This is a genomic window from Flavobacterium sp. 38 (assembly GCF_057799715.1).
In genome coordinates this window covers 107,390-132,185 of record NZ_JBYNWZ010000007.1, presented here as the reverse complement: position 1 = coordinate 132,185, position 24,796 = coordinate 107,390, and the positions used below count along the sequence as shown (strand labels likewise).

Below are 24,796 nucleotides of genomic sequence, written 5' to 3'. Positions count from 1 at the left end.
TAAAATTAGAATGATACATTCAAATTAAGTGACCAAGTTCTAAGAGTTGGATATCTTGAAACTGAATCATCATACATATTTCTATAATGATTTGGATAAGGATTATATAAGTCCCAAAGGTTATTACCTGTAATACCTAAAGTAGCTTTTTGAATATTTAATTGTTTCATTGCTTCTTTTGGAAGTTCAAATCCGAAAGTCATATTTCTAATTACACATCTAAAAGTATCCAATTGCCAGAAATCTGATGGTACAAGAGCACTTTCTTGTGCCATATTAGGATATTTACCATTAGGATTATCAGTAGCATCATACATATCTGTCCAGAAAGATTCGTGAGACCAGTCGTTGTGAGCAGATCCTACACCTTGTTTTACTAAGTCAATAGATCTGTAACCTCCCCAAGATGTTTGAATCTGTGTTCTAAAATAAACAGATTTGTATTTGAATCCTAAATTACTTGTAAAACCGTACGTTCTGTTGTTTTTTGCCAGTTTAACATAATCTTCATTTGCCATAATTCTACCGTCTGCTCCAGCCTGAGTTTTTGATGTTGCATCATAAACACCCGCTGTATCTTCATATGCTAACATACCTTTTCTCATTTGAGTTACATTGTTGATAGTCAAGTAATTTGGAACTCCACCTACTGCTGTAGCTCTTTCTGTTAAATAATTCCAGTAATTAGCAATATCCTCGTCTGTTCTTAAAATACCATCTCCTGTTGAAGTGCCTTTCCAAGTTTTGAATCCCCATTGTGGGAAAAATGTAGAAGAACCGACTTCTGTTACATTCATGTTTGCATTTGGTCTTGGAAGCGTAGGGTATTGTTTCACCTCATTATCATTAAACGCGAAGTTTATCCCAACATTATAACTAAAGTTTTCTTTAATTTTATCATTCCAGTTTATAGCAAATTCAGTTCCCCAGCTATCTATCGCAGCATAATTAACCTCTGCAAAACCACCTCCTACTGTAATCGGAGTACCTGCTTCTGCAGCCAATCCAATTAAGGCATCTGTTGTTTTATCATAGTAGTAATCTACTGAAAGTGATAATCTATTTTTAAGGAAAGCTACATCAATACCAATATTATTTTTGATTGTTTTATCCCAATGTACATTTTGATTTGGATTTGGACGTGGTGTAATTCCTCCTCCTAAAAGACCACCATTTCCACCAAATTGTGCTCCTTTGTCAGCAATCGGCTCATAAAATTGTAGCCATCTCCAGTAATCAATATTGTCTTTTCCTGTTTTACCAATTGAGTAGCGTAATTTCAAATTATTGATCCAAGAAACATTATCAGTAAACCAATCTTCTCTAGATACTACCCATCCTAATTGAGCACCTGGGAAAAAGCCCCAATAATTTTCTGGTGCAAACTTAGTAGAAGCATCACTTCTAAAGATAAACTCCACAAGATATTTGTCTTTAAAGTTATAGTTTAAACGTCCTAAGTAAGATTGTGTTCCAGACTCTACTTTTACAGCTTCAGAGTTTGTACTAATAGGCCCAGCAGTAGTACTATTTCCTAAAAAGTCTTTTGATGTTCCTTCGTAAGCTAAACGAACACGCTTGTTCCATGCTTCTGATTGCTCATAACCGAACATTGCAGATATATTATGATTCCCAAACGTTCTTGCGTATGATGCAAAAAAGTTAGCCTGCATCAATTTATCCAAATCTGTAGTATAATAAGCTCTTGAACCACGAACATTCGTTTCTGGTTTACCACCATTGGCAAACTCTGAATTTGGATTTAAGAGGTGATTATCTTGTTTCTCATGATTGACAATTCTAAGTAAATCATAAGGCAATTGAAACTGCTCTGTATAACTGCTTGATTGGCTTCTTGCAAAACTTCCTTTTACACTCAATCCTTTCAAAAATGGCAATTTATATTCCAAAGACAAATTCACATTATATGAAAATTGCTCTTCAGTTTGTTTTCCAGCATCTAGAGCTGCAAAATAGTTCCATCCTGCGATTGTAGTGTTAGCATTTGCACTTCCTAAGTTACGATCTGTACGTGGAAACGGAGACATCCAATACGTTTGATCACCTATTGTAGTTTCCCAAGGAACATACTTTGGCATGTGCAATAAATAAGCATAATCTGCTTGTTCACCTCCAGCTGCAGAACCAAAACTGCTATCGTTTAAGTTTGCCGAAGATTTAGTATATGATTTAACAACATCTGTTGTAATAGCAGAAACGGAAGCAGAGAATTCTAAATCTTGAGAGATTTTGATATTAGTTCCTGTTCTGAAATTCCATTTTTTATAATCTTGCTCTCCTAAGTTAGGACCTTGATCAAAGTACGTGATACCTGCAAAATAAGTAGCTTTTTCAGTTCCTCCACTTGCAGAAAGAGATTGTCTTTGTTGTGTAGCTGGTTTCCAAGCTTTTTTAAGCCAGTCATAATCCAGACTTTTCATTTGCTCAAGCTCTGCAGGAGAAAAATATTTAGAAGTAACAGGATCTAAATTTGAATTTAAAAATCTGTTTTTCCAAATTCCATGCTCATAAGCGCTCATAGTTTTACCATGACTTACCGCATCATTGAAAGAGTATTGACTATAATAAGTAAACTTTGGTTTTCCAGCTTTTCCTCTTTTAGTCTTTACGATAATAGCTCCTTGTGAAGCTCTAGATCCGTAAATCGCCGCAGAACCGTCTTTTAAAACAGTCATGCTTTCAATTTCTGAAGGATCCAATTGGTTAAAAGTCTCTAAAGTAGGTTTACCGTTTTGAGGATCAACTTGAACCATATCATCAATAACTACCAATGGAATAGATGAATTACCATCTTTTGAGAATCCAAAAGTTTGACGAATTGCAAGTGTTGCTCCATCTCCAGGACGGCCAGCACCACCTTCAACATTTAAACCTGGAGTCAAACCTCTCAAAGATTCTGCTAAATTTGACACAGGTAAATCTTGAATATCGTCTGGTTTTAAAGATACAATAGCTCCAGTAACATTATTCTTTTTCTGAGAACCGTATGCAACTACTACAATATCATCCAATACATTAGAATCTTCAGATAATTTAGCATCTACAATTGCACGTCCGTTAACTGGAATTTCTAATTTTTTCATTCCGATAAATGAAAACACTAAAGTAGCTCCCGGTTTTACTTTAATTTGATACTTACCATTGAAATCTGTTGTAACCGTATTCTTTGTAGATTTCTCAGTTACATTTACACCAGGAAGAAGGCCTGATACATTATCAGTAACAGCTCCTGTTACCGTAACTTGATTACCTGAGTTTTGAGCATAACTCAATACACTCATCAGTGCAAACAAAAGAAAGCTACATCTTTTTATAAGTGCTTGTTTCATAAATGTTTTTTTTTGGTTAGGTTATTAATTGTTAGTTAGTCATGTTTAATGTGCCTATCTATTAACAAAATTTTTCTTAATGGAATCTTAAATTAATTTTATTAAATGTTTAAAACACATTTATTTTAATATTCCAAAAATATGACGATGACATATTAGAACCGTCCTGCTCTATCCTGTTTTAATCATGTTATTTCAAAAAAAAACAGTCAAAAAAAACAATATTAATAAAAAACGAATGGAAAAAATAAATGAACCCAAATATTTAAGACAATTGTTTGCTTAAAACAAAATTTAGAAACCTATTTTGACTAAAAAACAATAAGATTTATATCAAAAATAAACATATAGTATATATTCTGCAAAACTTAATACTATCTCATCTGATAAATAAGAGCTTATAAAATACCGTTTTTTACGAAAACGATAGAGATAAATACTCTGAGTATATTTTTTTGACGTTAAAAAACTTACAAAAAGACCAACAGGACACCTGCAGGACACTCCAAAAAAAACCTTAATATTTTTTTAATAAAAGATAAGATTTTTAAACGTAAATTCTGACCAACAAATTGTAAATAGCTTTTTTTGAAAATTTTTATGTCAAAAAACAAATAAAAAAAGCCCGCTAAATCCTATGATTAGCGGGCTTACTTATTTCGTTTTAAAAATATATGCTCTTGATTGTTTTACAATAGTCAGCAACTCTCGAATCGCCAACTAAATAAATCGTTGTATTGTCATTTTTTTGGATTCCATCCATTTAAAACTAAATCCCTATTATATTTTGCTATATCTTCTTTCTTAAGCTGATGTGACCATGCAACTCTTTGAGAAACGTTTTTAGCACTCTCGCCTTTACTTCCGAATTCTGCATAATACGCCGTTTTATCTTTGTCTGGAAAGCGGGTATCAATCCAAGCGTTCCAACCTTCGGGAATAATATGCGAACCCAAATCTGTATTAATAAAAACCGTTTGAGCATAAGGTCGCCACGGTCTTCCCAAAAATACTTGATCTACCGATTTGTCTTTAGCAGTAAGTTTACAATCTACAAAAACATAACCATACGCCTGACCTTGCGGAGTTGAGGCAGCTGTGATATAAGAATTTGTCAAACTTTCTATAGTACATTTATAAAAATAAGCCGTAGCTGCGCCGAATATAAAATCGGTTGTTCCGTTGATGAAACAGTTCTCAAAATAAATGCGCGTTTTTTCTTCTGATAAATACAGTGTATCCTGATTCCCAAGAAGATTACAGTTTTTTACAATAACGCGATCCCCTTTAATATGAAGCGCCACCGCCTGTCCTACTCTGCCTGCTGTATTTTCAACCGTAAGATTTTCTAGCGTACAATCGTTCGCTTTAATTTGAAACGAATACGAAGTTCCCGTTCCAAAAGCGGTTTTTCCTGACGGATCTTTCTCGCGAAGCGGCTTTCCTGAATAATCATCAAATGAAATAATGGTTTTATCTCTGTCAGTTCCTTTTAAAGTAATGAATGTTTTAGAAACTGGAATTTCTAACTTTTCTTTATAAACTCCAGGTTTTATCGTAATGACAACACGTTTCTCTGAATTGTCTTTCACATTATTCACCGCTTCCTGAATCGTTTTAAAATCACCCGAACCGTCTTGTGCAACGGTTAATGTCAATTTATTATCAAGCGTTTGAGCTGATAGAGAAAGTGTTAATAGAAATAAAGTTAGAATGTATTTCATAAATTTTCAGTTTAAGGTTTTAGATAAAGTTTATCTGTAGAGACGCACCGCAGTGCGTCTAACGCAACGTAACCACAATGTTTGACACATGGCGTAGATGGACTGCAGTGCATATCTACAAAGATTAGCGATTCACTGTGAGGAGCTACTTGTGTGTCCTTCGACTCCGCTCAGGAGGACAATCTTTGTGGTAAATCTTGCCGAGCTACTTGTGAAGATTTCTCCTTCGTCGAAATGACAAAATACATGATTAAAATCCGTTTTAATCTGCGTTTTCGCGATAGCGAATCCGTAAAATCCGCGTCCTAGCAAACTAGTGCGACATCCAAACCGTCATTTCTCCCTGCCCTTTATTTCCCCATGCAAAATAGGGAACCAATTTTACAGGAACAGAAACAGCATCTTTAGAAGAAAGAGGTTTGTATAAAGTCTTATTCCAAGAATTATTTGGATTAATTACCGCTTCAGCTTCAATGCTCACTAAATTTCTGTTGTTTAATGTAAAACTGTTCGTTGTAAATTTCGAATTCAGTTTTAAAGCCACATAGTTTACGCTTGTTTTCGCCGGCAACTGATCTGATTCTAAACAATATACCAAAGGCCCTCTTTTTACAGCTACCTGATTTTTAACTTCCTCTACTAACGGATTTGCTTCCATTAATTCAACTGGCATTGGAAGATTCAATTCAATAAGATCTCCTTTTTTCCATTTTTGATTTAATTTCAAATAAGTTCCCGAAACAATTTTATCTGAAACTTTTGAATTATTAACCAAAACTTCAGCATTTTGGCTCCAGCCCGGAATTCTTAAAAAGAAAGCCTGTAAATCTTTTGGCGCTTTTACGATTTTCAAAGTGATTTTTCCATCCCACGGATAATTCGTCACTTGTTCAATTTCTAAAGCTTCTCCGTTTAACGATTTCGTATTCAAAGTGTTGCTTCCGTATAAATTAACATACAAACCTTCTTTTGAAAGATTGTAAGCATAATTTCCAACTTCGGCAATTGTTCTTGTTACGTTTGGCGCACAACAATTCGACAACGCAATATAACCTTCACGCACATTTCCCCATCTTTGGTGAAAAGGCAGATCTAAAGAAACATTCAATGGATTATTATACAAGAATTTTTCTCCTTCTAAATCCATTCCTGAAAGTACGCTATTGTATAAAGTTAATTCTACAATATCGGCATATTTAGCATCTCCCGTAATCTGAAGCATTCTCCAGTTCCATAAAACGTTTCCAATATTGGCACAGGTTTCAGTATGAGCCGTTGCATTTGGCAATTGAAAAGGTCTTCCGTATGCCTGATGAATTTTCTGCACCACAGTTGGGTCATATGAAGTTCCGTCTGGCGAAACGCCGTCATATAATGAACCGCATCCTCCAGTAATATACATTTTACGATACGTTACATCATCCCAAATGGATTCCAGATTGTCTAACAATTTCTTTTCTCCCGTTTCAGCATATAAATCGGCCACTCCTGCGTATAAATAATTCGCTCTTACAGCGTGTCCCATCGCCGTAGTCTGCTGTCTAAATGGAACTCTGTCCTGATTATCATCAGTTCCGTCACTTGTTGTTCCTTTAATGTCTATTAGATTATTGGCTAATTCCAGATACTTAGGATTTTTGGTTGTACGATACATTTCGACAATTCCCATATAATGCGACGGACAAATGGCATTTCGCGCTAATTCAGGCGAAGCTTTTTTGTAAAAATCATACAAGAAATCAGCAACGCCTTTAGCGATAATCAGAAAATTTTCTTTTCCTGTAGCACGGTAGTGAATACAAGCTGCAGTCATTAAATGTCCCATATTGTATTTCTCAAAACCCAACTGTTTTTTTACTTCCTCTGGACCTAAAGTTCCCCAGCGTTCATCAATTAAAACGGGCGTGTGAATATAACCGTCTTTGCGCTGTACTTTCGCGAAAAGCGCAATCGCCTTATCCATTTCAGCATCGAGTTTTTTGTCTTTTGTAATGGCGTATGTTGCTGCCATTCCTTCAAAAATCTTATAAAAATCACCATCATGAAACGAAGGCCCTTTGAAAGTTCCTTTGCTTAATCCTGCCGCAATTTCGAAGTTTTTATAAGCATGCGAAGTTTCACTATGATACAAATCCCACATATACGGAAGCGTATTTTTAGTTTCCACATCAAACTGTTCTTTCCAGAATCCGTTAGTCCATTTTACGTCTTGAAGTCCAACGCTTTGTAATTTTGAGTACGGGCTTTGTGAATTTGCTACCAAACCTTTGTTCTGTGCCATTACTCCTGCACTAGCAAAAAATAAACTCAGGGAAACATTTAATAAATTTTTCATTTTATAATTGTTTTGAACCATATAAGTCATATAAGTTCATTTAAACTAAACATTATCTAATTAAGCCAGACTATATAAGCTCATTTAAGCAAAACTTAAAATTTCTTATATGACTTATATGGTTTAAATTATTTTACAAAGAAATTGATCGTTCGGCTCATTGAATCTCCATCTGTATCTTTTACTGTGATAACGAATGACGCAAAACCTTTATCTGAAGCAGTGAACTGAATTTCTTTTCCTTTCAAACTCACTTTTCCGTTCTTAACTTCAGAGAAAGCATAAACTGGTTTCTTATCATAACCTTTGAAATAATCTGCAACTGTTAAAACCTTTTTATCTTTTACATCGATAAAATAATGAGGCTGAGCCAACCAATCTAAATAATTATCCAATTGTGTAAATCCGTCTTTATCGATATCTGAATTCGTATCTGAGAAATTTCCCGCTGGTGAATTTTCATTTAAACCAAAAGCTTTTTCCCACCAGTTTGGCAGTCCATCGTGATCGGTATCCCAATCTGTCGGACGAGTTTCTGACGGAAAGTTTGGCCAACCTCCTGCATCTACCTCATTATCAATCATTCCGCCTAAACCGCTTTTGCTTCCTTTATAAGTAAAAGTTCCTTTTTTAGTTTCCTCGATAATTCGGTTATCGTGTTTGTCAAAAAACGGCTGATTGGCTCCAACATCCGAAAGAACATTTTTATAAGCTCCATTTGCCGATTGCGTTTGCACGAAAGAATCAAAAAATGGCTTATTTACAAACGTTTCGTATTCTACCATTTCTTTATTGGTAATCGTCATTTTTCTTCCTTTCTCCTGCGTTTTTTCGTCGAAATAACCCGGCATAACGTTTCCGTCAAAGAAATAGCGTTGCATTCCTTTTCCAACACCTTCATGCTGTGCATTCAAAGCAACAAAAATTCCAGTTGAAGCGCCTGGTTTGTAATAGTTATTAACGAAATTCACCTCATTCGCACCGCCATCTGTCGCACGTTTTCCCCAGTTGTAAACGACATTATTTCTAATATCCAATCTTCCTGTATAAAATCCGTCACCGCTTAAACCACCGCCGATACTCCAGTTTCTTCCCTGATTGTGCGCCAATAAATTATGGTGAAAACTTCCGATATCACCGCCAATTGTAGCCGCATATCCGTGCATTTTTCCAGCTTCGTATTTATCGTGTCCAGCCACATTTAAAGCCTCAGAAATTAAAGTACGTTGCAACGTAATATGATGCGCACCACGTGAACTAAACGATTCATCAATCGTCCAACTAATCGAACAATGATCGATAATACTGTAATCGGCACCCGTCAATCCCATTCCGTCAAAAGTTTTTCCTCCTCCGATTCTCACTTTCAAAAAGCGAATAACTCCGTCGTTTCCTGTCAATCCGATCGGTGCTCTGGTAACTGTAATTCCTTCTCCCGGAGCCGTTTGTCCTGCAATCGTAATATACGGCTGATTTACGACCAATCTTGAAGCCAGTTTAATATTTCCCGAAACATTAAAAATAATCGTTCTTGGCCCGATTTCCTGATTCACCGCTTCGCGTAAACTTCCTGGACCGTCATCATTTAAATTCGTTACTTCGATTACTTTTCCGCCACGTCCGCCAACAGCATAACGCCCGTAACCTTCCGCTCCCGGAAAAGCCAGTTGAGCAGGTTTAAACGACCATATATTTCCTAAAGTTTCCTGACCCTTATTATCCACTTCATCCACTCTCCAATAATAGGTTGAACCGCTGTACAAATCAGAAACTGAATAATTATTATCTACTAATTTTCCTTTAAATTCTTTAGAAGATTCGGTTGCATTGGCAACAGCATCTTTATCCAAACCAAAATACAATTTATGAGCTGAACCATTTTTTGAAGACTCCCATTTTAAAATCACATTTTTGGTTACTTCAACATGTTCGTCTCTGTTTTTTGGTTCTGGCGAACGAGCCTGATTCATCAAGTTTGGCGTATCCAGTTCAAAACCGTTGATTACGATTTGTTTTACAATATCAGGATTGGTTGTTGGATCAATTTCAAAACGAACAATTACATCCTTTCCTTTTTCGGCATTGAAAGTGATGTAAGCCATTGAAGCATCAACTTTTGCATTCGCTCTCTGACTGGCATTTACCGTTTCTTGAAGTTTACCGTTTACAAAGATTTTTATCGGAGAAAAAGTTTTTCCTGTAATGATATCAAACGCATTATGAAACGTCAAAAGTGTATGTTTTCCAGCTGTTAAACCGCTTATTTTTAATTCTAAATTTTCAGCCGTAATCAATCCGTCGCTTCCTAATTTATTGTAATGAGGAGCGCTCATTCCGACTTTGTACCACTTAGAAGTAAAGTTTCCTTTTAATTGAAAAGTTACTCCGTTAAAAGTCTTCTGGTCTTCTTTGTTTTCATTGATTACCCAAGCTTCATAACTTGGATCATGAACTTCTTCTAATCTTCTTTGGAAAAAGTCAAAATCGACTTTTATAACTTGTTTATCTGCGCTTTGCCCTTGCATGTTTGTTGCCAAAAGCATTGACAAAACTGTCGCACTTAATATTTTTTTAATCATTTTTGGTGGTAATAGTTAGTTTAGTTTTTTCTTCTGTCGAAAAACCCAACAGATTTATAATGTCTTTTTTTCTTTCTTCTGGAATTACTTTCAAAGCCTTGATTTCTCCGTTAATCAATTCAACTTCAATAGTTGTATTTTCTTTTGCGTGCAATTTAAAATGAACATTCCACTCTTTTGGCCATGCCGGAAAAAGATAGATTTTCCCGTCTGCTTCCTGCAATAACATTTCCTGCATGCCTATCATTCCCGAGCCTCCCCAATTATGATCTGGAACCCAGTCAAATCCCGGTCCCCAAAATGCTGGGAATCTTCTTTCTGAATTCGCCATTTTTAAAGTATTATACCTTGCAGCCTCTTCAGTCAAACCTAATCTTGCAGAAAATATATTGTCCTGTTTCCAACCTACATGACTTCTAAATTTTATCGCATCAGCATCATATTTCCAAGTATTCAAAGCCGTTTCTAAATCTGGTTTTCCAACCCCGTAAATTTCCCACGGATAAACTGGATACAATTGCGTAACCTCTGTATTATTTACTCTTTCCCAAGTTTTGGCAGGAACTAAAACTTTATGATTGTCAATTGCTCCGAAATTCAAAGGCGGAATTCTGTTTTGAAATCCTTTTAGATAATCGACTTCTTCTTTTGACAGCTCTTTTTCTGAAAGGTTTAAAAGCTGTTCTGTAATTACTTGCAAAGCCGAAATCGTACTGTTCGAGTTATTTGTCATCTTATAGGTTTCAGCCCCCGAACCCGGATAAAGAATTAATTTTCCGTTTCCGTCCAAAGCTTTTCTGCCTCTTTGTTTGGCTAAATATTGATAATGTTCATCGAAAAATCGAAGACAGCTAATGATGAATTGATTGTATTTCTGAATATCTTCTCCTGCATATTCTTTCTGCTGTAGCATCATTTGGCAGAATTCCAAAACCGTGTCCCATTCGTATTCCAGCCACGCATTGTATTCCATTCCCGGATCGTAATCTGCGGGACGTTTCCATTCGTATTCAGCTGGATTTGGAAGCCCGAAATTTTCTAATTGTTCTGTGAAAGAAGCGCCGTTGTGCTTCCAATACACTTTACTGCGTAATTCGGCATTTTTCTGAATCGTTAAATAATAATCCAATTGTGATTTCATCATATCAAAATCACCGCTTTTTACCATCGGAAAATAAACCAATCGCTGGTTTTGAGCCGTCATCGTTCCTCCGCCCCAATTTCTAAAATCGGGTGTGAAATTCAGATCCTTATTCGTGTAAACAGGATCAACCGTAAAAAGTCCGCCGTTGAATTTTGTTGGATATTTTCCGTACGCATTACACCCGAGCATGTATCGAAACAACTGATAATTCTGTCCAATCTGATAAACCGAATCTTTAGCGGCCGATTGGTTTTTCTGCGTAAAAATAAAACTGCGGTTCCAGAAATTATTCCACCATTTTATGGTGTTTTTCTCGGCTTGTTTATTTGTATTTTTAGTTGATGAAATCAAACTTTTCAAACCATTATTCCAAGTTGAAAAATCAGATTGACTGGTGTTTAAATAAATTTCTAATGAATGTTTTTTGGAAGCTTTTATGCTCGTCAAATTAAAACCTTTAAAATCGGTATCCTGATATTTTCCAAGATAGGTTCCGTTTGGTTTTAAGTTGTCACCTTTCATAAATCCACCGAAAGTCAGATTCGCAATCGGGTTCATCATTTCCTCTTTAACCGATTCCATTTTCTGCTGTTTTACGGCAACATCAAAAACGGTCTGTTCACGGTTTCTGTGATAGAATTTAAGTCCGTTATTTTCAAAAGCAATTGAATCTTTAAAAATGATTAAATCACCCTGAGGTGCCCATTTATAAGAATTGGCATTGTTTTCTTTTCCTTTCGAATGATGGTTCTGATAACGCCAGCTTTCATAAGAAGCCGTCATTTTCAAAGGATTTTTACTTTCTAAATCAACATGAATAATCGGTTTAAAAACATCCACCCAAAGTTTGATTTTGGTATCATTCTGCCCAACCAAAACGTAGCCGTCTCTGAGTTTCAATTCCTGACGAAAACCGTCTTTCCCTTCAAACGGATTTGGACTTAAAGTAATTTTTACACGACCTAATTTCAATAAAGTATTATGTTCATCAAAAGTCCCACTTCGTGAAAAATAAAAATACAAATCGCCTTTCTCTACCCAGACATTCATACCAATATCTCCACCTCCCAAAGGCATAGATTCTGATGAATTCTGACTCTGAGTAGTCCAAACCTGATTGTAAGTATCAAGCACAGGGATTTGCGCTTTGATACAAAGCGTGGCGAAAAGAGAAAATAGAAGTATTAAATTTTTCATTTTTTACGTTTCCTGCAAGGTTTTCAAAACCTTGTAGGTATTTATTTTTTTGTTTTTCTCTCGCAGATTTGGCAGATTTAGCTGATTTTATTTAATCTGCAAAATCTCCTAAATCTGCGGGAGATGTAATTCAATCTTTGTAGAGCTTCTTGCGGAGATTTGCTTCGCCTATTCGCTATCGCTCGAGTCTCCTTCGTCGAAATTGACAAACTAGGCGCAAAACTCATAACTCATAACTCATAACTTATATTTCCTTAAAACACAATCCAAACACAAAGCTTCAATTATCTTATATAACTTACATGGTTTAAAAAAGACCTACCATTCATCCGTTCTAAACGAAGAAACCGGCAGACCGCCTGCACTGAATAATTCCGCTTTCGCGAAATCTTTCCATAGATATCTAATTGCAACTGGCTTTTTAACTTTATCCGAAGTCAAAACCACTGATTTTCTTCTTACAACCGTTTTAGCTGGATAAAAAACTTTGTCTTCTCCAGCGATTTCAAAACCTAAAACTTCCTTGTCATAAGACGTAATTCCGTTAGCCACATCATCAAAAGAAACCGTTACAGCACCGTCTTTTATTTCTATTGATTTATATTTCGGACTCTCAAATTCGAAGCCTTCAATGCCATATGTTCTTGCCAAAGCCTGAAAAGCCAGTCGATTTCCTCCTTTTTCCTTATCCATTGGGTGAATATTATTTTCTTCTCCAACATCCATTAAAACCGCCATTGCCGAATTCGAAATTTCCTTCGAAGCCTTAAACTGCGCTTCTCTCAAATAAGCCGAATTGTATTTCTCTAAATAATCTTTAGGATGAAAGGAAGCATAATTAAACGGCGCAATCTGAGCAAAATAAAACGGAAAATCTCCCTGATTCCACAACGTTCTCCAACTGCTTACCATTTTCTTCATCAAAGCTGTATATTCACTAGCTCTTTCGTAGTTCGATTCACCCTGATACCAGATACAGCCTTTAATTCCGTAACCAATTACAGGCGAAAGCATTCCGTTAAACAAAGTCGTCGGAACACGGTTTGGATCTTTTGCCAATTCTTCTTTCGTGGTCGGAATCTTAGCGCTTGCAAAATCTTTCAGCATTTCCTTGTTCATCCAAGCTTCCATACTTGAACCTCCGTACGAAACATGAATCAATCCAATTGGAACATTTAAAACTTCCTGTAAAAGCGATCCGAAATACCAAGCCGTTGCACTAAAATTTGAAGTCGATTTCGGAGAAGCTTCTTCCCATTTTCCCTCAAAATCGTCTTTTGGTTCTAAAACCGTAGCACGCGGAATCGTAATTAAACGAATGTTTTTATTGGCTGATCTTACAATGATTTCGTTTCCGTTTTTAACTGGCTGTCCTTGAAATCCTTTCAAAGGCATTTCCATATTGGATTGTCCTGAACAAAGCCAGACTTCGCCGATTAAAATATTTTTGATGGTTACTTTTTCTGTTCCTTCATTTACTTCAATTGTAAAAGGTCCGCCTGCGGTTGGCGTTTGCAATTGGTTTTTCCATTTTCCAGAAGCATCGGCTTTAGTTTTATAAATTTTAGAATCCCATGATGTTTTGATTGTAACATTGGCATTGTTTTCTGCCCAGCCCCAAATCGGTGCGTTTGATTTTTGCTGCAACATCATATTGTCGGAAAATAATGCTGGCAGTTTGATTTTTGCATTGATTTGAAGGCTTAGAAAAACCGTTAAAATTGCAATGATTGATTTTTTCATTTTTATCATTTTGTTTTCTTGCCACAGATTAAAAGATTAAAAAGTATTATTTATCTGTAATGATTCTTTAATCTGCGTCTATATTATTTTTTCAATTGCCTCCAGCTTTAGCTGGAGATTAAATATTTTTTCTCTATTGGGCTTTAGCCAAACTTCGCATTTGGCTAAAGCCCAATTCTTATGTTATTCCTAGACCTCCAGCTAAAGCTGGAGGCAATTGATCTATGTTTTCATTACCACATCTTAAAATGATATAAATAATCTGTGAAAATCCTTGTAATCTGTGGCAAAAAATTCTTCTATTTTTCTTTTAAAATCATCACCGGCCCCAACAATCCCGCTTTCAACAACGGATTTCCTTCCAATCTAAATGGAGCTGTTGTCCATGTTAATCTTTCTTCCTTTGGCAATTTTTGATCGCCCATTAATCGGTTTGCCCACGTATTGGTCACTTTTATTACAATTGTGTTTTTTCCTTTTTGTAATGCGTTTGAAATATCAGTTTTAAATGGAAAAGTCCAAAGCGTTCCGCAGTCTTTTCCGTTGATGAAAACTTCAGCAATATTGGCAATTTCACCTAAATCTAACCAGATTTTATTAGTATCTTTTCCTTTCCAGATAAACTCTTTTTTATAAACTACAGTTCCTGAATAATATTTAATTTGATCATTTGCAGAAGCGCTCCAGTCAAAAAGTCTATTTGTTTTTACGACTTCTTTGGGACCTTTGAATTCCGGGTCAAACTGCAATTCCCAGTTTTCATCTAAAACCTGAATTTTTTCAAATTCAGCAGCTTTTGCTTTCGCTAAAACTTCTTTTGTTTCTTCTTTAAAAATCACAAAACCAGATTCGTTAGCTTCTAAAGTTACTAAAACAATTGTTCGTCCGTTTTCAATTTTCCAATTGGCTAAAGCCAAAGTTTTATCGGTAACGGGATTGTACCATTGTGGAACTTTCCCTGCGATTCTGAAAGAAGCATCAAAAGTTCTTTTGTGCTCTTTTTGATTCGAAAGAAAATAAACTTCTTCATTTTCTGCTTTTCTATGAGCCCAAGCAATCGTTTCTGAATCGGCTCTGTTTAAATTTGGAAAATAAACATCTTGTGTTATTCCGATTGAAGTAAAATCATTTCCTAAATATGGTAATTTTACGACCGTTCCTTTTCCAATTTTCCATGAAGAGGAATTGGCATTATTCCAGATTTCATCAATTATATTCTGCCATTTCTTTTGATTTTCTGCCGATTGAATTCCCGGCTGAATCATTGGTTTATCCTCTACAAAAATCGTTGCACCGTCTTTTAGCAACTGCAAGATTTTTTCGGCGGAAGCCAAAGACAAAATTTTGTTCGGTGCCATTTTATGACTTCCTGGAAACAATAAAGCGCCATATTCAATTCCATTTTCGAAAGTTACTTTTCCGTTTTGAACTTTCGCTCTGTTAATTAAAACATCAGCATTGAAAGAATCATATTGATAACCGTTTAGCGGATTAATCCATTGCGACAAATCAGTAATATTTTTAGAATACGTTACTTCTTTCGGCATTTTGGCTGTCGGCTGACCTTCATTCTCCAAACGGATTTTCTCGCTTTCTAATCTCGCTGCCCCAAATACATTCGGAATAATCGGCACCAATCTATCTGGTACAAAGGAACGCGACGGAAAATCTTCTCCAATAAAAACCGCCAAATCAATTACAGGTTTTCCTTTTTGTAATTGAAACTGAACTCTTTGACAATAATCAAACCAAGCTTTTCCGGGTTTCCACCAAGTTTGGTCTCTTTGAAAAAAAGTTCCGATATCGTCTAAAGTCATTCCCGGTTTTCTGTCTGTCCACGGATTATGAACAAAAACATGGAAAAACAATCGGTTGATTCCCAAAGCATAATTGCGGTCTGCCGTAGTTTTCAAGTTTCCAGGATGTTCGTCCCAATCCATTCTCAAAGCTGTAAAAGATTCAGCCTGAATAATATCTTTTCCATAAATATGTCCGCCCGAAATAGCATCGACCATATCGAAAGGTTTGTCGTGCGTTGGGCTTTTCAGCCAAAATTCACCACCCGGATAATCAACATATTTATAATGCAGCAAAGCATCGCTCATCATGGTTGGCGCCACATTTTCTGAGCTTAATTTAACCTTATATTCTTTAGCAATCTGCGATATAGTTCCATAAAAATTATCCGCCACTAAATCGGCAATAGTTTTACGAACATCGTACAAAACTTTCTCTGAGAAATCGGCACTTTCTATCGGAATTCCAGCCAATACAGGCAAATATTCTACAAGATCGTAACCGCGTCTCTTTTTAAACTCGTCTCTAAAAACCGAAGACCAGTTTTGACTTCCACATTCCCAACTGTCAAAATGAAGGATTTCCAACACTTTTGAAGCCAATTCTGGACCAGCAGAACGAACCGCTTCTCCAAACCAATGATCCAATTGAAAACGAATTAATTCGGGATTAAATTTATCTACTTCCAATCCTTTTCCTGCTCCTCCTGTGGCATTTTCGTGTCCTGTAGAAGTATGTCCCATTCGGATAATTTTCCATTTTCCTTTTGGGGCTTTCCAGTTTAGATTTCCGTCAACATCCACAAAGCCGGATATATTTATAATTTCTGATTTTTTAAATGCATCAGAATTTGGAATTTCTTTTTCAGTAGTCTGTGGAGTCAAACGCCAGATTGTTCCCGATTTTCCTTCGTAATTATTGATTACGGATTGATTTGAAAGTGTAATTTTACTCACTTTCAAATTCTGCTTCCATTTCGCAAAATCCAAATCTTCAGCACCTGGTTCTGTGCCTTTTGGATCATACACAAATCGGAAATATTTTGCGGTAACAGACGTAATTGTATGCGTATTCGGAAAATCCATATCCTGCCAGCCGTGGCGTGGCGCAATCAGTCTTTCGTGGAATTTAAAATGAACTCCATCATCGCTCACTTCAACTATTAAACGCTGTGCCTGATAATCTCTTCCTTTAGTTTCAATTACAATAGATTTGCAAGTAAATGGCTTTTCAAATTCGTATTGAATCCAGCCTGCATCGGAAAACTTGAAATTTTCTTCTTTTTTAGGATCAGCCAAAAAAGAAGCGTCTGTATTATTTGATGTCGTTACTTTTGGTAATGGATTATGCGAAGTAGTTTCGTATTCTTTTATTGGAATTGCAAAAACCGCAATGTCTTTATAATAGTCTTTGTAATGTTCTGGAACTGGCAGTTTTGAAACTAATTTTTTTCCACCTAAAATTTCAGTCGTTGACCAGACTACTTTCTGCATCGACATTTCTGGTGTAATCCACGGACCGCCTGCAACGGCAAAACCGTCTGCTCCGTGAAAAGCAAGTTTCAAACCTAAACGATCGGCTTCTTTAAACGCCCAATGAATCATATCCCAAAACTCTGGACTCAGCTGTAAAACCGGCGGATCAATCAATGGCGGATTTGCTGGACCTTTGATGGTCATTAAATACGCGCCTGCAATTCCGTTTTGTTTCATAGCTTCTAAATCTGCTGTGATTCCGGCTTTAGAATAGGCCGATTTCATCCAATACCAATACACCCAGGTTTTGGAGGATTCTAATGTTGGCTGAAAAGAGTTTTCTTTTTTATGGACTTCCTGAGCAGAGACGAAGCTTGCGAATAGGAGGATAAAAAAGAGGTGTTTTTTGTTTAACATTTCTGTTGTTTTATTTTTTTTCATTCTGTTTGTCATTTCGACCGAAGGGAGAAATCGCACTCGTAACCACAAAGATTGGCGATTAACTGTACGGAAACCCGTGTGTGATTTCTCGTTCCTCGAAATGACAAACTATATCTTTAATCTCATTTTTGTCAAACATAGCCCAAGGTTTCAACCTTGGGTACACAACGTAAACACAACGTAAAACGTAACGTGATTTACAATACGTTTCCCAAGGTTGAAACCTTGGGCTATGTTTAATAATTTTTGTCGAATTACTTTGCGTGGGCTTCTCCCGAAGCATCGGTACGCTCAGCCTGACAAAGTATATCTTTTAATTTTTAATTCTTAATTTTAATTTTTAATTGATATTGCTAGTACTTAAACTTCTTCAAACTACTCTCCAACTGATTTTTAGAACCGCTGAAAGGCATTAAATAAAAACTATATTGATAATTTCCTGATTTAATTTGATATTGTTCAATTGGCTGAGCGACAATTGTCCAGCTGTCGTTTCCTCCAACTCCCATTTGGATTAAATCGATGTTTAGCGTCAAGAATCCTGGGTCCTTTAAATCGTACGTATGACCTGATGCACTCAGATTTTCCTGAGTATAAGGCCATGCACTCATGCTCAAAAGTTTAGTGTCGTTTACCACAACAAAACCTTGATTTTTCTGTGGAGTTGATAATGCCATCCATCTTACATCGCAACGATTTCCGTTTTCCTGTGGTTTTGGATAATGTTCGATAAAATCATTAATTGGCAACGAATACTTACCAACAAACGAGCCAAAACTTCTGTCGATGTAATTTTCCAATTCTCCTTTTCCGTACCACGAAATCTGGTCGAATTTTCTTTGAACGCCCATCTGCATTCCGATTTTTGGAATATTTGGCAATTTATCTGAAGCTTTTAAACTGTAATCTACTTTTATCACGCCGTCTGGACTGATATTGTAAACCACATTTACGCTCGCACTGTCTTTTATAATTTCATAATCGCTTGTAACTTTAATTTCAGAAGCCGATTTGTCGATTTTTACATTCACCAATTTTGGTTTTGCTTTGTACCATTGTTTCAACAACTTTTGCGATTTCCATCCGCGTTTGTCGTTGTCTGTAAGCGGTCTAACGAAGTTAGGCATCAAAGGTGCAAAAACTTGTTCTTCTCCGTTGAAAACGTACGAACTCAAAGCGCCGTTTGTTTTGTTGATTTTTATATCGAATGATTTTCCTTTAATAAAATAATCCAAATCTGATTCCGAAACATTTACTGTTCCTTTAGCAGCTGGATTAACTTCGCTTTTCTTCTGAATCACGAATTGATCTTCCGCGACAGTGTAACCTTTAGAAGCCCAAAGTTCATCTGCTGAAAGCTGGAATTCTATATTTAAAATATATTCGGCATCGGCTTTCATCTTTGGCAGATATGAACTAATATTTAAAGTCGTCGATTGTCCTGCTTCTACTTTTAAAGGTTTTAAAATCTGAGTTTTAATTACGTTTCCGTTTTCTAATATTCTTAAAACCGGAATATAACTTTCTAAAGATTTAACTGCACTGCGATTTTTAATTTCTAACTGATTTCCGTTTAAAGTTGAAACCGCTGGCTGATACACCCATTTATTCTCAAAAAGCGAACCTTTTGGTTTTCCGTAAGAATCTACAATTCCTTTTGTATTGAAATTTCCGTCGTGGTATTTTTCGCCAAAATCTCCTCCGTGTGCAAAATAATTTTGTCCAGATCTTGAATCGAATTTCACGATTCCCTGATCTTTAAATTCCCAAATACAGCCTCCGATAACTCTTGGAAGCGAACGGAATTCATCCCATAATTCTTTTAAATTTCCAACTGAATTCCCCATCGCATGAGAATATTCAACGAAAATAATCGGTCTTGTATCTTTCTTTTGATCAACCAAAAATTTCGGAGTGAAAACACCTGGATAAAAACGGCTGACCATATCCACATACGAATCATCTTGCGGATTCTCAAATCTGTAAGCGTGATCGATTGTTTTTGGATATCTCGGATCAAGCGGATCGATATAACCGTCTAATTTTGCATTCCCCTGTGCTGGTTCATAATGCACTGGACGAGTCATATCAAAATCGTGAACCCAGCCCGACATCGCAGCATGATTTGGTCCTTTCCCGCCTTCATTACCCAAACTCCACATGACCACAGACGGATGGTTTTTATCGCGTTCCACCATTCTGATCATACGTTCCATATAAGCATTTGTCCAAAGCGGATCGTTAGCTAATTTTCCGCCAATTCCGTGCGTTTCTTGGTTTGCTTCATCCATGACCATGATTCCGTATTGATCGCATAATTCGTAAAAATAAGGGTCATTCGGATAATGACTTGTACGTATAAAGTTGAAATTAAACTTTTTAATCGTCGTGATATCCTGTTTGATATCTTCTCTTGTAACCGCTTTTCCTCTTGTCGGATGATGATCGTGACGGTTTACACCATATACATAGGTTTCCTTTCCATTGATGAGCATTTTTCCGTTTTCTTTCGAGAATTCGATTGAACGGAAACCTACTTTACAGCTTTTAGCATCGGTTACATTTCCATTTTTATCTTTAATCGAAATAACCATCGTGTATAAATTAGGTTCTTCCGAACTCCATTTTTTCGGATTTTTGATGTTTTCTTGGAAGAATCCAAAACGAACATTATCCAAACGCGGATAACTTTCATTGATTAAATCGAGTACAGGTCTTTGAAGCGGTTCTTTGAACATTGGTAAATTATTCGCATCATACAACTGAACATTCATTGTATAATCTTTAGCTTGAACTCTTTCTCCAGTCAGATTCTCTACTTTCGGACGAAGTTTAAATATAGCATCAGTATATTGTTTATCTAATTTCGTCTGAACAAAGAAATCCTGAATACGCAATTTCGGTTCAGCCATAATGAAAACTTCACGCTGGATTCCGCTCATACGCCAATGATCCTGATCTTCTAAATAAGAACCGTCTGTCCAACGGATTACACGAACTGAAACTACATTTTCTCCTGCTTTTAAATAAGGTGTAATATCAAATTCTGAAGGCAGAAAACTGTCTTCGCCATAACCTAAAAATTCTCCGTTTAACCACACTTCAAACCCCGAACTTACAGCTCCGAAGTGCAAAGTTACGGTCATGTCTTTCCAATTTTCAGGAACAGTAAAACTTCTTTGATACGAACCTACTCCATTGTAATCTTTCGGAATAAATGGCGGATTTATTGGTCGAAACGGATAAACAGCACTTTTGTAAATCGGATTGTCGTAACCTTTCATTTCCCAGTTAGATGGCACTTCAATTTTATCCCAGCCCGAAACTTTGTTTTGATAAAAATCTCTAGATGCTTCTTTTAAGTTTACAGCATATTTAAAATCCCAATCGCCCGTCAACATCTGCATTCGGCTTTTGGTTCTGTCGCCTTTTAAAGCGTCTTCGACAGATGTATATGAATATGCTGTAGCACGAGAAGGCTGTCTGTTGATGCTTGTAATCGTTGGATCTTCCCACGGTGCATATTGGTATTTCTTATGCAATTCTGGAACTCCCGCTGGTTCTCCTGTTACGGATTGTCCATTAGTGTAAAATGTTAAAAGTAAAATGAAAAATGTGAATACTGATTTTGGTATCGAAAATCGAAACCTTGAAAAGTGATTGTTTTGAATTGGTTGAAACATTAATTCTATTTATTTTTAGTTTTTTTGTCATTCCGACGAAGGAGGAATCGCACTAGGAATTTCGCAACTATAATCGACAATCTTTGTGGTTACGAGTGCGATTTCTCCCTTCGGTCGAAATGACAAAACTGTGTCTTAATACTTAATTCTAAATACTTAATTCTTTTTCTTCTTCTCCGGCGGAGCCACAAAATTCAATTTGCTTTTCCCTAAATCTTTCGAAGTCGCAATCGCAATTCCTCTTTGTTCTGCTTTATTGACCGCGCAATAAAAATGATAAACCACGCCATCATGTTTTACAACAAAAGATTTATGCGCAAACAAATCGTCGTAAGGTTCAGAAGATTTAACTAAATCGTCGCCTTTCCAGTCTGTCCAGTTAACTAAATCATTTGAAACCGCAAAGCGGTTAAATGCGCCTTGATTCCAACCCGTCCAAAAAGCGCCAAAATAGAACATTACCCAAGTATCATTAATACGCTGAATATAAGCATCTCCCGAAATTCCTTTATGATGATTAATTAATGGTTTATCGCCATAACGTTTCCAGGTTTTCATATCGTTTGATACCGCCATTGCGATACGCTCGGCGCCTTTAGCTGGATTGATACTATCGCCACGTGCATTGTAATACATGATAAAATTGTGTCCTGTCAGTTTATCTTTATCACGAATTACACTGTTTTTGTACATTGTGCTGTTATCCCACCATTTGACGTCTTTATCTTTTGGCGTTAAAACTGGATTTTCTAATCTTTGAAATTCGTGTGGTTTTGTCGGCGCTTCTTTTGTATACGCCATTCCGATTGACAAAACGCCTGCTTCGTAACCTTTGCTGTCTCCACCAAAATAACTCATCCAGTATTTATCATCGTATTTTTCCCATTCGTAACTTCCGCCCCAAGTCATATCTTGTAGCGAAATATATCCTGCTTTTTGGTTGACATCCCAGTGTTTTTCATTTTCTGAAAAGGACATTACTTTTCCTAAATGTTTCCAATCAAGCAAATTATCACTTTCTGCTAACCATGTTTCGTAACCTCTTCCATCGTAAATTAAATACGTCATATACCATTTGCCGTCTTTTCTGAATACACTCGGACAATCCATTTTGTAGGAGTTGTCTGTTGGCACCATTACCAAACCGTACTTATAAGGTGTTTTTACTTCTTCGTAAATTTCCTGCATTACGCTGTCGGTAATTTCACGCTTCTTGTATTTGGTTGCACAGCTTGTTAGGACAAGTGTTGAAATGGTTAGGATTAGATACTTAATTTTCATTTTTTGGTTATGTTTTGTTTGCTTTTGCCACGAAGGCACTAAGACTCTAAGTTTATTTTTTCTTTGCTACTTTGTGTCTTTGCGAGATTAATTCTAAGCTTTATTTTTAGCTCTCGCAAAGTCGCTAAGGCACAAAGTTTTTTTTATTCTTCTCTCGCAGATTTTGCAGATTTAGCTGATTTTTTATCTGCTTGATCTGCAAAATCTGCGGGAAATTTTAAACTATCCTCATATTCATTAAAATAAAATCTGTGTAAATCAGCGTTTTTACGAAGTAAATCCGTTTAATCCGCGTTCTATTTGTGCTAAATTATTTTTTTAATTCTTTCAATTTAGACTCCATTACATCTTTGTTCAGTTTTACTTTTACCATTCCTGTTGGATGAAATCTTCTTTTTAAATCGATGGCATTGTAAACGATAGTATAAACGTCATTTCCTTCTGGGATTAGGCAAAGTGGCGTTCTCATAATATCCCACCATTTATCTACTTTGGTTTCGATTGGGAGATAATGCGCTTCTGCCCAATTTACACCATCTGCTGATAACGAATACGCAATCATATTCGGTAAATGATGTCCCCAACCGTCTGGACCTCCGTCGAAAATCGCGATGTACATTCCGTTTGGCAATTGACTTACAATTGGATTTTCAACAAAAAGCGGATGCATCGTTTTGATGGGTTCCAAACCTTTGTTCATTCGCAACCAAGGGCCTTCTAAACTTTTGGATTCGGCTAAAGCCACAAACCAGCCTTTTCCTGATTTCTTCGGATAATCTGCCCACGAATTAAAAGGATACGCTCCACTGTAAAATCCGAAATATTTTTCTCCAACTTGGTACGGGAAAAAGGAAGCTACTCCCTGACGTCCTTCCCAAGGCTGAGAATCCAATCCTGGTTCCATGATAATTCCCATATCTTTATAAGGTCCGCCAATTCCGTTGATGCCCTCTACCATTGATTCGCAACGCCAAATTCTCCCGAAAGAGTGATTAGGTTCTATTTCTTTACTTACGGTATACGCCAAATAATAGCCGTACCATTTGTTTGCTTTTTCATTAAAAATTGGCATATAAGACCAAATAGCTGCACGACGATCATTCATCGGATTATCATCTTCGGTTACAGCATAAACTCCGCTTGCTTGGTAGATTGTCGATTCTCTTTTCCAGTGAATCGCATCTTTACTGGTCCAATGCCCTATTTTGGTTTTTACACGATCATAATAGTAATCAACACCTTTTTCTCCAGCTCTTTCGGTTGGAAACATATGATACGTATCACCGACTTTTACCACACGTCCGCCTTCAAAACCTCCTTGAATGTCTTCTGTTCCAGACATTCCTTCATCAATAACGGGTTTGTTTTCTCCTCCAATAATTTCAAAAAGCGGTTTTTCATCTGAAAATCCTTCCACAATAAAAGTCGGCTTCCACAATTTACCGTCTGGAAGTTTGGCGTCTCTAGATTCTAGTTTTTCAGAAGCTTTTACAACTCCCAAAATGGCAAATAAACCTTTTCCAAAATTGATGTTTTGAGTTCCTTTTGAATAAGAAACAGCATAAATATTTACTGGAGGTAAACCTGTAATCGTTACTCCGTTTTCTAAAATTAACTTGGCATTTTGAAGTTTATCAGCTTGAAGATATTCGGAATTATTTTCCTGAAAAACTCCAACCAAAACCGTTACAGCATCTTTAAATTTTAACTGCAATGGCGCATTTACACCGTTTTTGTATTTGTCTAAAGGAAGTTCAATTCCTTTTAAACCTTGTAATTCCGGGGCTAAACGAACAATATTATGTTTACTTCCTGAAAATACATGCGCGTATTGAGTAGTTTTGAAAGTTTTGTAATTGGATTTTACAATTTCGAATGACGCTGGTTTCCATGCAGTTTGGGCGTTGGCTTGTAAGCATAGGAAAAAGAGCGCTAGGAAAGCAGTTTTAAGATTGAAATTGTATTTTGTGTTTTTTGGTAACATTGGTTTTTTATTTTTTGTTTGTCATCTAGAGGAACGAAGCAATCAAATTTGCAAAAGTACTTT

The 24,796-nt window shown here is 36.4% G+C and carries 10 protein-coding genes; all 10 read right to left on the bottom strand.

What is annotated here, in order from left to right; genetic code table 11:
• Positions 1-5: 5 nt before the first annotated feature.
• Positions 6-3,350 carry a SusC/RagA family TonB-linked outer membrane protein gene (locus AC3E9W_RS17250; protein ID WP_488769310.1) on the bottom strand — a complete coding sequence of 1,115 codons (3,345 nt, stop codon included), beginning with the start codon at positions 3,348-3,350 and terminating at the stop codon, positions 6-8.
• A 740-nt stretch (positions 3,351-4,090) separates the two neighbouring features.
• Complete coding sequence (locus tag AC3E9W_RS17245) at positions 4,091-5,074, bottom strand: pectinesterase family protein (protein ID WP_488769309.1); 984 nt, start codon at positions 5,072-5,074, stop codon at positions 4,091-4,093.
• Positions 5,075-5,387: 313 nt separating this feature from the next.
• Positions 5,388-7,409 carry an aceric acid hydrolase gene (locus AC3E9W_RS17240; protein WP_488769308.1) on the bottom strand — a complete coding sequence of 674 codons (2,022 nt, stop codon included), beginning with the start codon at positions 7,407-7,409 and terminating at the stop codon, positions 5,388-5,390.
• 128 nt (positions 7,410-7,537) lie between these two features.
• Positions 7,538-9,988 (bottom strand): pectate lyase family protein, encoded by a 2,451-nt coding sequence (locus AC3E9W_RS17235; RefSeq protein WP_488769307.1) that lies wholly within the window; start codon positions 9,986-9,988, stop codon positions 7,538-7,540.
• Positions 9,981-12,329, bottom strand: a complete 2,349-nt coding sequence (locus tag AC3E9W_RS17230; RefSeq protein WP_488769306.1) for a DUF5703 domain-containing protein — start codon at positions 12,327-12,329, stop codon at positions 9,981-9,983. The genes AC3E9W_RS17235 and AC3E9W_RS17230 overlap by 8 nt, the downstream gene beginning before the upstream one ends.
• Before the next feature lie 318 nt (positions 12,330-12,647).
• Positions 12,648-14,072: a sialate O-acetylesterase gene (locus AC3E9W_RS17225; RefSeq protein ID WP_488769305.1), complete on the bottom strand. Its 1,425-nt coding sequence runs from the start codon at positions 14,070-14,072 to the stop codon at positions 12,648-12,650.
• A 299-nt stretch (positions 14,073-14,371) separates the two neighbouring features.
• Positions 14,372-17,785 (bottom strand): glycosyl hydrolase, encoded by a 3,414-nt coding sequence (locus AC3E9W_RS17220; RefSeq protein WP_488769304.1) that lies wholly within the window; start codon positions 17,783-17,785, stop codon positions 14,372-14,374.
• A gap of 353 nt (positions 17,786-18,138) precedes the next feature.
• Entirely contained in the window at positions 18,139-21,468 is a 3,330-nt protein-coding gene (locus AC3E9W_RS17215; protein ID WP_488769303.1) for a glycoside hydrolase family 2 TIM barrel-domain containing protein, read from the bottom strand.
• A 156-nt stretch (positions 21,469-21,624) separates the two neighbouring features.
• Positions 21,625-22,749, bottom strand: coding sequence for a glycoside hydrolase family protein (locus AC3E9W_RS17210; protein WP_488769302.1), 1,125 nt, complete (start codon positions 22,747-22,749; stop codon positions 21,625-21,627).
• 310 nt (positions 22,750-23,059) lie between these two features.
• Positions 23,060-24,733, bottom strand: coding sequence for a glycoside hydrolase family protein (locus tag AC3E9W_RS17205; RefSeq protein ID WP_488769301.1), 1,674 nt, complete (start codon positions 24,731-24,733; stop codon positions 23,060-23,062).
• Positions 24,734-24,796: the final 63 nt, after the last annotated feature.

Coding starts and splice junctions, on each gene's coding strand:
- AC3E9W_RS17250 (WP_488769310.1), bottom strand. CDS start 3,350: ATGAAACAAGCACTTATAAAAAGATGTAGCTTTCTTTTGTTTGCACTG.
- AC3E9W_RS17245 (WP_488769309.1), bottom strand. CDS start 5,074: ATGAAATACATTCTAACTTTATTTCTATTAACACTTTCTCTATCAGCT.
- AC3E9W_RS17240 (WP_488769308.1), bottom strand. CDS start 7,409: ATGAAAAATTTATTAAATGTTTCCCTGAGTTTATTTTTTGCTAGTGCA.
- AC3E9W_RS17235 (WP_488769307.1), bottom strand. CDS start 9,988: ATGATTAAAAAAATATTAAGTGCGACAGTTTTGTCAATGCTTTTGGCA.
- AC3E9W_RS17230 (WP_488769306.1), bottom strand. CDS start 12,329: ATGAAAAATTTAATACTTCTATTTTCTCTTTTCGCCACGCTTTGTATC.
- AC3E9W_RS17225 (WP_488769305.1), bottom strand. CDS start 14,072: ATGAAAAAATCAATCATTGCAATTTTAACGGTTTTTCTAAGCCTTCAA.
- AC3E9W_RS17220 (WP_488769304.1), bottom strand. CDS start 17,785: ATGAAAAAAAATAAAACAACAGAAATGTTAAACAAAAAACACCTCTTT.
- AC3E9W_RS17215 (WP_488769303.1), bottom strand. CDS start 21,468: ATGTTTCAACCAATTCAAAACAATCACTTTTCAAGGTTTCGATTTTCG.
- AC3E9W_RS17210 (WP_488769302.1), bottom strand. CDS start 22,749: ATGAAAATTAAGTATCTAATCCTAACCATTTCAACACTTGTCCTAACA.
- AC3E9W_RS17205 (WP_488769301.1), bottom strand. CDS start 24,733: ATGTTACCAAAAAACACAAAATACAATTTCAATCTTAAAACTGCTTTC.